Origin of the sequence: Colwellia sp. 20A7 (assembly GCF_009832865.1) — a bacterium.
Taxonomy (GTDB): domain Bacteria; phylum Pseudomonadota; class Gammaproteobacteria; order Enterobacterales; family Alteromonadaceae; genus Colwellia.
Genome location: NZ_CP047130.1, coordinates 1441916 through 1454816, shown reverse-complemented (window position 1 = coordinate 1454816; position 12901 = coordinate 1441916). Strand labels below are relative to the sequence as shown.

Here is a 12901-nt window from a genome sequence, read left to right as displayed (position 1 = left end):
TATTTAGCTGTTAAATTTTTAGTGAGTAAGTTTTTAGTGATAAAAATTTTAGTGATTAAATTGCTCAAACTTTACTGCTAATGCTGATGCTATTTTATCTTGCCCTTTCATTTTTAATACTTCGATTATACATTCTATAGTGCATAGCCCACCTTTAGGTTGATTAGCCCTAAGTTTGTATAAAGAATCATTTGTCGTTTTCAACGTAAATTTCGGCGCATCTTTTAAATAAGGGCTGTGATTGAAAATTTTCTGTGACTCCTGCCACGTGCCATCAATAATGATAATATTTTCATATTCTTGAATGCTTGCCTGTGATTCTGTCGATGAATAAGCCGGTGACTCTGCTGACGATGACACTTCTGATATAGACTCTCCTTTAGAATATAATAACAACGCCTGATTATTTTCTATTAGTTTAGTAAGGCCTTTATTAGGATTTATTCTTTCCCAAAGTATACGTTCAACAATGTCATTAGAGTCGTCTATTGCAAGAGAGCCAGTATTGGTTCCTCTATGTAATTCACGTTCATGTGTCAGTAAAAATATTTTCATTTATTTATATATTTATGCAATATTCCGCTTTAAATTATTAAGCGTACTTTACACCACTAACCTCTCCAATAAAAACAAGCACTCTTCCGTAACGTTATTCACTTACTATTAACTGAGTTAAACGTATAAGTCTGACAATATTTAGGAAACTTGTTACAATGCTATTTTTGAACTTAGGTAGACTTTAGGCAAACTATGAATAACAGTAATGACCCACTATACGGCATAAAACTAGAACAAATCTTAACCGAACTGGAAAAAAAAGTTGGTTGGGAACAAATGGGTGAATTACTTAATATTCGTTGTTTTATGAATAAACCGCGTCTTAAATCAAGTTTAAAATTTCTGCGTACAACCCCGTGGGCGCGCAGTAGAGTGGAAATTTTATACCTAAAAACATTTTGTAGTAAGCATAAAGAAACCGGGAAAATAATCAGAGCGATACTCGCGCAAGATAATAAAGTGGCACAAACGACTTCTAAAAAGCCTGATACCAGCAAGAACGCTCCCTTTGTTTGGCCAACACCGAAAAAGAAATAGATTTATACCTCATTCAAGACATTAAACATCAGAGAGTGGGGTTAGAGCTTTTAAAAAAATATAGTGACAGCTTGAATGAGAATAGCTAACAAGTGTCACCGACCCCTTTTATTCTCATATCTAAACTTTTCGTATTAATTAAGTTTGTGACCACCGATGTTATTCTAATAATTACTTCAAGCATGCAAGGTTACTGTGCTATTCATATTAACTCCCTAGTGAAGTCATTATTATGCTTTTATGTTAATTGAGTTGGAATTCATACCTTAGCCAAAAACGACTAAATCGGCGTTATTAGCCAAAAATGGCTAAATTGACGTTATTAGCCAAAAACGGCTAAATTTGCGTTATTAGCCAAAAACGGCTAAATTAGAGTATATGCGTAGCAAGGAATTTTAATGTGAAATCTACTTATAAACCTATTGCAGTAATCAGTGGCGATGTTATTAACTCAACTAAGCTAACCTCTGAACAATTTGAACAACTACTAATACGGATCAAGGATATTCAACATTTGATCACCGAAGGTAGTTTATCAAATGTACATAGTATTGAGCGTGGTGATGAGTTTCAGACCGTAGTGCATGATATTGAAAATGCTCTCAGATACTCTATCATCTATCGAATTGCTATTAAGGCGCTAGGTAAACCATTTGATAGTCGCATTAGCTTTGCTATTGCTTCAAATGCAGATCTACGTGAGTCGGTGTCTGAATCGATGGGTGAGGCATTTGTTCTTTCCGGTCGAGGATTAAAAAAGTTGAAAAATGATAGATTAATTTTTAACTCTGATCGCTTAGAACTATCTAATAATTTTGACTTATTGTTTAAATATTTAGATAGACAACTAACCGAGTTAACTTCACGCCAATGTGAAGTTATGCTTCCAATGCTTAAAACCAATGACGGTTTATCAATAAGCGAATTATCAAAAAAGCTTGATGTTGCTGATGCGACGGCTAGTAAATCACTTAAAGCATCAGGTTGGCTACTAATCAATGAATTAAACTGGCGATTCATAAACCAAGTTTTAGGGCTCAAACATGTTTGATTTTTTTGGTACTCTAATACCGTTCTTGCTTATACACATCCTCTGTGACTTTTATCTACAACCGAAAGAATGGGTGAAAGCAAAGCAAAAAAACACTTACCGTTCACCTGAACTATACTTTCATTCACTATTACACGGAATCGCACTATTAGTTCCAGCGATAGTGTTGGGCATTGGCTGGCAGTCGACAGTTTTCTTGATAGCTGTAGTAGCAATAAGTCATTTTTTTATCGACCTATGGAAGGTATCAACACCAAACGGTAATAAGCTTTTCTATTTTTTTATTGATCAGGCTTTAAATGTATCAGTGCTAGCGGCCATTTCATTTCATATGGTAGACGGTTTAACAATTGAGACAGCTCTTAAGCATGATCAATTCTCTGATGCTGTAATGATTGTCTTTGCTTATTTACTTATTCTTAAGCCAACTTCCGTTGTGATTAGTAGCATTTTGAAGAAATATCCAATTTCAGATACAAATAATAATGCTAGTGGCCTTGTGGCTGGTGGTAAGCTGATCGGTTATTTAGAGCGAGTGCTAATACTTACCTTTACACTAGTTGGGAGCTATGCAGCAGTAGGCTTTGTATTGGCAGCTAAATCAATATTTAGATTTGGTGAACTGAATAAGTCAGACGATCGAAGTATGACTGAGTATGTGCTAATAGGATCTTTAGTGTCGGTAGTAATCACAACACTATTAGGGACCATAATTTCGCTGGGTTTGGATGTAAAAATAAAATAAAATCAGGCTATTAACATTACTCCTGTATTTTATGGCTACCAACCAAACCAGCAATATTACCCTCCCCCGAAATAGCAAGTGTCACCGAGCCCTTTTATTTTCTATTCTTCACTTAACCAATCAATTGAAGAGGCTAATTCAACTAGGTCTTGATAAAAGCCAATATCTACCTCATATAAATTTTTATATAGGTAAGAATATTGAATCCATAATTGCGCACTTATCCCATTAAAGTTTATAGTTTCATTATTGTTCAATGCCTGTAACTTGTCTCTAGTCTGTAAAATAGATGAAATTTTACCTACTCCATTAGTCGATGTCCCCTTAAAGGTGGTAAATTTTTTGTTCAAAAAAACAGTGAAAATATTAGATAAATAATAATTATAATCAACAATATGTATTCCATCTTTCAAAAAACGAGAATTGTTATTATCGAAATGAGCTGTGAACTCAGAAATAGAAATATTAATTTTAATATTTTCTTGCTCTATACTAAAATTATTACTCAAATATTTATTCAAAACTAAATTCATCCCACTTTCTTCTCTTTTAAACTTTTTAGTTATAATTTCTTCGTATAAAGATTCTTCTTTTTCTCGAATACATAATAGGGTTGTTAACATAATGAGATCAATTTTTGCATTCTGATTAAGGTTTGAAAGTGTTGCAATTATTCGTTCAGTAATTTGAATAGCAGATCTAGGTGATAACTTAAAAGCGTTTAATACAGCGGTGATATTATCAAGAGTTAGTGAATAACCATCATTGACAGGCCATACAAGGATATTCAGTTTATCAAAATATTCTTTTGATAACTTTTGAATATCACAATGTACTTCCAACAGGTTTTCTAAGTTTGGCGCTTTAAGACTAAAGCGACTATTAAAAAACCTTGAAAGATAAACTCTTGCATCAAAACCAATCCCATAAATAGCCTTAACGGCGTGTTGTAGTTGCTCTGTATCTGTAGCAACGACAAATACTACTCCAGGAATATCAAAGATATGCTTTATAGTTTCAAGCATTTCAACAGCATAACTTGGTCTACAACGATCTAACTCATCAATAAAAATAAATGCAGGTTTAGATAAACTCTTCTTTTGAACCACTAATTCAATCCATTTTTTAACATTAAGCTTTAAATTATTTATGGCAACAGCTTTTGAATCATGTTCATTAATAAGTTGCTCAACAATCTTGGATGCCGCCACCCCCATATCAATTGGGTTCCCATTTTCAACGTCTACATCACCAATAGTTTCGCCTTCATCAGACTCCATAATCTTAACTGGATCAATACCAAGATATCGCTTACTTAGCCCTCTAGCTAAGCTAGGTGCTGCCGCTTTTAATAAACCAATTAATTTCTTAGGAGCTTTAATCTTAATACTATTTTGATCAATGCCTGCTTGCTCTCTTAATTGACTGATCAAAGAAGAGATAACTGTCATCAAAGGATCTTCTGAATAGTCTTGTTTCCAAGCATCGATATACACCACAGGATGATTACTTTTTAGATCATGAGCCCACCTGCGTAAAAAATAAGATTTGCCAGATCCCCATTCAGAATTAAGGTTTAAAACATAATTTAAGTCGGCTAATTTTGATTCATCATATGAAGAAGATATTAAGTATTGAGTTAAAAATTTAGCATATTTAGACCGTTCAAGTTTATCAGCAGGAAATGTTTCAATTACTACATCTTGATCCTTTATATCTGTAATTTCTAGTTTCTTGGACCAGTTAAACTCAATTTTTCTTTCATATCAAATCACTCCATAATTTAGATAATCATATTGGTAGAGTTATTAAATTAAAGCAACAAAAAAGCGAGCCGAAGCTCGCTTTTTAATAAACTATACCTGTTACCAATAGTTATCTAATCAATATACGTTTCAATTGGAGGACAAGAACATACTAAGTTTCTATCTCCGTATACATCATCAATACGATTAACCGTTGGCCAGAATTTATTGGCTGCAACACTCGCTACAGGGAATACTGCGTCACTGATAGAGTAAGCTCTATCCCAGTTAGCGTCAGTAATATCAGCTAACGTATGTGGTGCATGGTGTAATGGGTTGTTTTCTAATGTCCATTCGCCTGATTCAACTTTACGTACTTCATCACGAATACATACCATTGCTTCAATGAAACGGTCTAGCTCAACTTTAGATTCTGACTCAGTAGGCTCAATCATTAACGTGCCCGCTACAGGGAACGACATGGTAGGTGAATGGAAACCGTAATCAATCAATCGTTTAGCAATATCCATTTCAGTTACGCCACTGGCTTCTTTAATTGGGCGTAAATCTACAATACATTCGTGCGCTACGCGACCATTACTGTCTGTATATAATAATGGGTAATGTTCACTTAATTTAGTCGCTAAGTAGTTCGCGTTAGTAATTGCATACTTACTTGCGGCTGTTACGCCCTCTTTACCTAATAACGCAATGTAAAGGTATGAAATACATAGTATGCCAGCACTACCGTATGGTGCTGCCGATACTGCGCCATTTCCAGCGGTAGTTTCATCAACATTAATTAATGCGTGGCCAGGTAAAAATGGGGCAAGGTGTGATTTAACACCAATTGGTCCCATACCTGGGCCACCGCCACCGTGTGGAATAGCGAATGTTTTATGTAAGTTAAGGTGTGATACATCTGCGCCAATAAAGCCTGGAGACGTAATACCCACTTGTGCGTTCATGTTTGCGCCATCAAGATAAACTTGACCACCGTTGTCGTGAATAATATTACATACTTCACGAATAGTTTTTTCATATACACCGTGTGTAGACGGGTAAGTGATCATGATACATGAAAGATTTTCAGCCAACTCTTCTGCTTTGGCTTTTAAATCAACCATGTCAACATTGCCTTTTTTGTCACAAGCAACAACAACCACTTTCATACCAACCATGTTAGCTGATGCTGGGTTAGTACCATGGGCAGAGGCAGGAATTAAACAAATATTACGATGTGAATCGCCACGGCTTGCATGGTATTTATGAATAGCGATTAAACCGGCATATTCACCTTGCGCACCTGAGTTAGGTTGCATCGACATTTTGTCGTAACCCGTTAATTCAACTAGCCACTCAGCTAGTTCATCAATCATTTTCTTGTAGCCAATTGCTTGGTCTTGCGGAGCAAACGGATGCATGTTGGCAAATTCAGGCCAAGATACAGGTATCATTTGTGCCGTTGCATTTAACTTCATGGTACAAGAGCCAAGTGAAATCATTGAATGATTCAAGGCTAAATCTTTGTTTTCAAGTCGTTTAATGTAGCGCAACATTTCAGTTTCGCTGTGGTACGAGTTGAATACTGGGTGCGTTAATATTTCAGATTCACGCACTAGCGCTGCTGGAATAGACGTTGAACCTTGCGTCACTATTTGTGCATCAAGGCCTGCTACGTCTAAACCGTGTTCAGCACCTAATAAAATAGTAAATAACTGAGCAACATCAGCACGCGTTGTTGTTTCATCAAGTGAAATACTGATTTGACCTTCAACGTCGGTACGTAAGTTAACGCCCGAGATTAAGGCACGTTCAACGATTTCAGCTTTGCTGTTCGTTTTAGTGTCAGCTACGTTAAACGTAAGCGTGTCAAAGTAGTTATCATGAAGAGGCGCTAAACCTTTAACACGTGTACCTGTTGCTAAAATATCAGCAAAACGATGAATACGGTTTGCAATTGTTTTTAAACCTTGAGGACCATGATATACCGCATAAAATGCAGCCATGTTCGCTAATAATACTTGTGCTGTACAAATATTTGAGTTGGCTTTTTCACGACGGATATGTTGCTCACGCGTTTGCATAGCCATACGTAGTGCGTTGTTACCGCGAGTGTCTTTTGAAACACCGATAATTCTACCAGGTAAAGAACGTTTGTATTTATCACTCGTAGTAAAGAATGCTGCATGTGGCCCGCCGTAGCCCATTGGAACACCAAAACGTTGGCTTGAACCAATAACAGCATCAGCACCTAATTCGCCCGGCGCTTTTAATAACACTAAGCTCATAATGTCTGCTGCAACCGCAACAATACCTTTATTTGCGTGAATTTTTTCAATTAATTCGCTAACGTCAGTTACTTCACCAGTAGCACTTGGGTATTGAATAAGCGCACCAAAAACATCATGCTCTGGCGCTTCATTCGCTGGTGCAACAATTACGTCAAAACCAAACATATCGGCACGTTGTTTTACAAGGTCGATAGTTTGTGGGAAAACATCACTTGAGATAAAGAACAAGTTAGATTTTTTATTTTTAGAAACACGTTTAGCAAGTGCCATCGCTTCAGCAGCGGCTGTGCCTTCATCTAATAAAGATGCACTAGCAAGCGGTAAACCTGTTAGGTCGATACACATTTGCTGATAGTTAAGTAACGACTCTAAACGTCCTTGTGCAATTTCTGGTTGATAAGGCGTGTAAGCCGTATACCAACCTGGATTTTCTAGTACGTTACGCGTAATAACATTCGGTGTTAAGGTACCGTAGTAGCCTAAACCAATGTACGTAGTATTTACTTTATTTAAGTTAGCAACGGCTTTTAAATCAGCCAATGCTTGTACTTCTGTTTTACTATCACCAATAGCGGGTAACTGCGGTAAACGAATGTCGTCTGGTACAATTTCATCAATTAATGCGTCTACTGATGCAACGCCCATATCTTTAACCATAGCCTGAGTTTGTGCTGCACTTGGGCCAATATGTCTGCGAATAAAATCTTGAGTTTGCTCTAACTCTGCCAACGATAATGAGGCAAAAGAATTAGTTGGTGATTGAGAAGTCATATCAATTTCACTTAAATAATTGTTTTCATAACAATGGAAATAAAAGAAAGCCTAAAACATAATCGGTTAAAGGCTTAATGTTTAGCTAAGATAATCAATATTTAGGCAAAGCCCTCAAGGTGATTATCGTGACTAAAGTTTTTCATAAACAGTCGATGTTTAGGTAAGGCGCTGAAATTATGAGTCGAATGAGCTTAGTGGGCTAAGTGACTTTGACAAATAATTAAGCAACGCAGCATAAACAATGAATGTGACTGAAAATTAATCTTCGTCGATAGAGTTAGCGTAGCCATCAGCATCTAATAAGTTAGCTAATTCAACTTCATCGTCTAACTTAATTTTAAATAACCAACCGTCACCAAAAGCATCAGAGTTTACTAACTCAGGTGAGTCTTCAAGGTCTTCATTCACTTCAACAATTTCACCTGATACTGGTGCATAAATATCTGAAGCCGCTTTTACTGATTCAGCAACAGCTACATCATCACCTGTGCTAACTTCATCGCCAACGTCAGGTAATTCAACAAAAACCATATCGCCTAATAAACCTTGTGCGTGCTCAGTAATACCGACAGTAACAATACCGTTACCTTCATTGCGTACCCATTCATGTGAACTTGCATATTTTAATTCTGAAGGAATGTTGCTCATTTTTATTTTTCCTGTTGGTTAGATTTTCTTTTTTTAAAGTAAATAGCTTCAAGTAAGCTGTTTAAATTTATAGCACAATGGCTAGTAAATAATTAGTATAATGGCTAGTAAAAAATAGTATATCGATTTAATAATTGTCATTACGATAAAGCAAAATAAATACAAATATTAACGTTATTTACTGTCATTTTTCATATAACGAAATTAGAAGGCTTTTTTGCCGTTACGTACAAAGCTAGGCTTAGTTACCGTTACTTTTACGTTCTTCTTACGCATTTCAACTTCGATTACGTCACCTACTTTTACGCTACGTGGTACACGTGCTAACGCAACACTATGACCTAATGTTGGCGAGAATGTGCCTGACGTAATTTCACCATTACCAAATTCAGTAACAACTACTTGGTGTGAACGTAAAATACCTTTTTCTTCTAGCACTAAACCGACAAGTTTAGGTTGGTCGCCCGCCGCTTTTTGCGCCGTTAATACATCACGACCAATAAAATCACGATCTTCAGGTTCCCAGCTAATAGTCCAAGCCATGTTAGCTGCTAATGGAGATACAGTTTCGTCCATATCTAAGCCATATAAGTTCATGCCAGCTTCTAATCTAAGCGTGTCACGAGCACCTAAGCCGCAAGGAGCTACATCTAGCTCAAGTAATTTTTGCCAAAAGTTTTCAGCTTCAGCTTCAGGAACAATAATTTCGTAACCTTCTTCACCGGTATAGCCTGTAGTAGCAATAAATAAATCGCCCACTTGTACACCGAAGAATGGTTTCATACCTTCAATTGCAGTAATTTGTTCAGGTGTTAGTAAGTTAGCAACTTTCGCTTTGGCTTCAGGACCTTGAACAGCAATAATGCCAAATTCAGGACGTTCTGTGATAGTGGCATCAAAACCAGCTAATTGCTTTGTCATCCACGCAAGATCTTTTTCACGAGTGGCAGAGTTAACAACTAAACGGTAGTTAGTGTCGGAAAAGAAGTAAATAATTAAATCGTCAATTACACCACCGGCTTCATTTAACATGCCAGTGTAAAGTGCTTTACCTGCAACAGTTAATTTAGCAACATCATTGATAACAAGGCGACGTAAGAAAGCTTTTGCATCGGGACCTTGAACATCAACAATAGTCATGTGAGATACATCGAACATACCTGACTTTTGGCGAACTGCATTATGCTCTTCTATTTGAGAGCCATAGTTAATTGGCATATCCCAGCCATAAAAATCAACCATTTTTGCGTTAGAAGCTAAGTGTTTTGCATGTAATACGGTTTTGTTAGTCATACGTCATTCCTAAAGAAGTCATACTTTACGTAGTTACACCTGAAACTGTATGGTGACAAACAATTAAGGTGCTCATAAAATTTGCACTGATTATAGCCCTTGAATTCTGCTTATTCAACAAAATATAACCATAAATTCAAATTTAAAACCGACTTTGGTAACTATACAGAATTTAATTTCAAAAAAGTTCACTTTAAAAAATTAATCGCTGTTATTTATTGTTAATAACAAAGATAGCCGCAATAAATTTTATTGGTGGGGATAATAGCAAGATTCTGAATCAAATTCAGAATGACGACTGGGTGTTTAGGAAGGCAAGTTGGTGTTCAGGATGACAAAAAACCCCATCATTCCGTTGGTCACTTAATACGGAATCCCATGCCTATGGTTGAATAAAAACGAGATTCTGAGCCCTTTGAGCTACACAGCATAGCGATTGAAATTCTGAATCAAGTTCAGAATGACGACAAGGTGTTCAGGATGAAAAAAAAACCGTCATTCCGTTGGTCACTTAATACGGAATCTCAAGCAATTAGCACTAAACGATCATTGGCGTTTCGGTTGTGCTAGCTCAGGTAAGTCACTTTTTAAACCAAGGGCTTGTTCTATTAAGTGTTTTTTGGCTGGTTTGAAGTTATTAAGTAAACTCATGCCAACGCCTCTGAGTAATTGAAACCCTGATTGATTAATCGAAAACGTTTGTTTAATCGCTTCCATCGCAGCAATCATTTCAATAGCTTCACTTTTTCGATAACGTGAAAATGCTTTCAGTTTTTTTGGATCGGCCAGTGTTAATTCATCACCACTGTCGGTATCAATAGTGCTAGAAAGTGTTTGTGCTAATGAAGCCGCGTCTAATAACCCTAGGTTGACACCCTGCCCTGCTAACGGATGAATGGTATGTGCCGCATCGCCAATTAACACCATGCGATCTTTAACAAAATCTTGTGCTAACCGCATTGTTAATGGATAAGCAAATCGCTCACTGATTAATTCAATAGTGCCAAGTTTCCCATCACACGCTGCCGTTAACTCTTTGGCAAAATCAGCAGGCGATAATTTGGTTAAACGCTCGGCTTCTTCTGGTGACGTTGAATAAACAATTGAACAAGTATCACTGTTTTCAGGAAAAAGTGGTAAAAAAGCTAAAGGTCCAGTCGGTAAAAACACTTGCCAGGCGGTATTCTTATGATCTTGTGAACATTTAACCGTAGCGACTATTGCATGATGATCGTAATCTCGACTGATCATCGGTATGTCCATTTGCTTTCGCAACCAAGAATTAGCGCCATCAGCACCTACAACTAACTTAGCGATAAGCGGTACTTGCATTGAGCTAGTTACAGCCTTGTTACCCGCTTCATTACTCGTTGCAGGCATTTCAAAACTAGCAAAAGCTTCACTATCGCCTACCGTTATATTGGCAAGTTTACTATCAGTAAAAAAACTTATGCCTTCATCTGCTTGGGCTTTATGCCATAAAACATTACGAATCACTTTGTTTTCGATAATAAAACCTAGGTTTTCATTTTGGGGGAATTTATTAAGATCATTAACAGAAAAGTCTAACTTGCCTATGCCGGCTTTATCCCAAATATGCATATTTTGATAAGGTTGAGCTCGTTCAGCAATAATAGTTGACCAAACATCTAAGTTATCAAATAAGGTCTGGCTTGCAACATTAATAGCACTTACACGCACTTCTGGCTCAGGCGTTAATTCAGAAATAGGTAAGGTGTCTGCAATGGCAATGGTTAAGTTGCTCGTTTTTCTTAATGCCAAAGCGAGTGTTAACCCAACCATGCCAGCACCAACAATTAACACATCAAATTTTTGCATTTTTATTCTCTTATTTTAAACTTGCTTGATTGGCTACAGCCTAATCTAGGTAGCCTATTTCATTCAGTTAGCTTAACGTAAACTACCGTAACTTAAATTAGTAACCCATCAACTTATTCACTAAAGTATTTTTAATGGGCGAAAAGTAATTCATTACTTTTAAGCCAACATTTCTACCAGCCACTAATGGCATTAAATCATTAGAAAATAGCGTAACAAGGGAGTCAGTCAATTGGATAACTTGTTTTTGATCCTGCTGACGCTTTTGCGCATACTCATTAAGTGAAGCAAAACGGCCAATATCTTTTTGTTCTTGCAAACTTTTCTCGATAAGCTCACGCATTTGCTGTACGTCTCTCAAACCTAAATTAAATCCCTGCCCTGCAATAGGATGAATAGTATGTGAGGCATTACCAATAAGCGCCATACGGTGATAAGTTTGTTGTTCTGCTTGCAGTAATACGAGTGGAAAAACGTTTCGTTTGTCCACGTGGGTAATCTCGCCAAGCCAACTACCAAACTCGCGCTCTAATGTTTGTTTAAAGTCGTGATCTGATAGCGCTAAAATTTCTTCTCTTTGCTCTGGCAACATAGTCCATACTAACGAAGAACGACTATCACCACTTACATCAATTCTTGATTGCGAGCTCAATTTAGCTAACGGTAACATCGCTATTGGGCCAGATTTGGTAAAACGCTCGAAGGCTTTATTGTTATGTGGATTTTTAGTAGCAACATTGGTAATTAATGCCACTTGTTGATAATCACTGTGATTAGTTTTAATACCCGCTAATTTACGACAAGGGGAATTTACGCCATCGCAAGCGAGTAATAAATTAGCATGTAAAACCTGATTTGAGCCAAGTATTACCGCTACTTGTTCGGTAGAAGCTGTTACTTCATCGCTATTCGGTGTCGAACCTTGCCAATGAATATCAACAATAGAATCTGGTGTGAACCAGTGAATATTGCTTTTTGACGCTAATTCTTTTAGCTGTGCTTGACCTATTAGCGCCATTTCTATTACGTAACCTAAGGCTGGAACACCATGTTCTTGTGCTTCTATACGGGCTTTGCCGTAATAACCTTTGTCAGATATATCTATTTTTTCTATCGCACATGCATCGCTTGCTAAATGCTGCCACACACCCATTTTTTTTAAATACGATGCGCTGCCATGAGAAAGTGCTAAAACACGAGCATCAAATAGTGGTGAAGCATTATTATTTTCTCCACTCTCAGCCCTTTCTAATCCTAACGTTTCTGCTGTTGTCGGCGGTGTTGCTTCAACTATCGCAATTGACAGTAGGCTACCATCAGCTTTTTTCAAGTTAGCTAAACTTAATGCCATCAGGCTGCCAGAAAGACCGCCGCCTGAAATGATAATATCAAAAGTGTTACGCTTATTTTTCATTAG

The 12901-nt window shown here is 37.0% G+C and carries 10 protein-coding genes; 3 read left to right on the top strand and 7 right to left on the bottom strand.

Features of this window, described 5'->3' with window-relative positions; translation table 11 throughout:
* Positions 1 to 48: 48 nt before the first annotated feature.
* Positions 49 to 555, bottom strand: a complete 507-nt coding sequence (locus GQS55_RS06245; protein ID WP_159818965.1) for a tRNA-uridine aminocarboxypropyltransferase — start codon at positions 553 to 555, stop codon at positions 49 to 51.
* 195 nt (positions 556 to 750) lie between these two features.
* On the opposite strand from GQS55_RS06245, the gene GQS55_RS06240 reads away from it, so the two are divergent.
* From GQS55_RS06240 to GQS55_RS06230, 3 genes are all read left to right on the top strand, one after another.
* Complete coding sequence (locus GQS55_RS06240) at positions 751 to 1095, top strand: VF530 family DNA-binding protein (RefSeq protein WP_159818963.1); 345 nt, start codon at positions 751 to 753, stop codon at positions 1093 to 1095.
* Positions 1096 to 1495: 400 nt separating this feature from the next.
* Positions 1496 to 2146, top strand: coding sequence for a hypothetical protein (locus GQS55_RS06235; protein WP_159818961.1), 651 nt, complete (start codon positions 1496 to 1498; stop codon positions 2144 to 2146).
* Positions 2139 to 2891: a DUF3307 domain-containing protein gene (locus GQS55_RS06230; protein ID WP_159818959.1), complete on the top strand. Its 753-nt coding sequence runs from the start codon at positions 2139 to 2141 to the stop codon at positions 2889 to 2891. Before GQS55_RS06235 ends, GQS55_RS06230 begins: the two co-directional genes overlap by 8 nt.
* Positions 2892 to 2992: 101 nt before the next feature.
* Here the strand turns inward: GQS55_RS06230 and GQS55_RS06225 are convergent, their stop codons facing one another.
* From GQS55_RS06225 to ubiH, 6 genes are all read right to left on the bottom strand, one after another.
* A complete protein-coding gene (locus tag GQS55_RS06225) occupies positions 2993 to 4606 on the bottom strand; it encodes a KAP family P-loop NTPase fold protein (protein ID WP_442872190.1) in 1614 nt (537 codons plus the stop codon).
* Positions 4607 to 4770: 164 nt separating this feature from the next.
* Positions 4771 to 7701, bottom strand: a complete 2931-nt coding sequence (gene gcvP, locus GQS55_RS06220; protein ID WP_159818957.1) for an aminomethyl-transferring glycine dehydrogenase — start codon at positions 7699 to 7701, stop codon at positions 4771 to 4773.
* Between the two features lie 261 nt (positions 7702 to 7962).
* Complete coding sequence (gene gcvH / locus GQS55_RS06215; protein WP_159818955.1) at positions 7963 to 8352, bottom strand: glycine cleavage system protein GcvH; 390 nt, start codon at positions 8350 to 8352, stop codon at positions 7963 to 7965.
* 204 nt (positions 8353 to 8556) lie between these two features.
* Positions 8557 to 9645 (bottom strand): glycine cleavage system aminomethyltransferase GcvT, encoded by a 1089-nt coding sequence (gcvT, locus tag GQS55_RS06210; RefSeq protein ID WP_159818953.1) that lies wholly within the window; start codon positions 9643 to 9645, stop codon positions 8557 to 8559.
* A 546-nt stretch (positions 9646 to 10191) separates the two neighbouring features.
* On the bottom strand, positions 10192 to 11484 hold the full coding sequence (locus GQS55_RS06205) for an FAD-dependent monooxygenase (RefSeq protein ID WP_159818951.1): 1293 nt from the start codon (positions 11482 to 11484) through the stop codon (positions 10192 to 10194).
* 97 nt (positions 11485 to 11581) lie between these two features.
* Positions 11582 to 12898 carry a 2-octaprenyl-6-methoxyphenyl hydroxylase gene (gene ubiH / locus GQS55_RS06200; RefSeq protein ID WP_159818949.1) on the bottom strand — a complete coding sequence of 439 codons (1317 nt, stop codon included), beginning with the start codon at positions 12896 to 12898 and terminating at the stop codon, positions 11582 to 11584.
* Positions 12899 to 12901: the final 3 nt, after the last annotated feature.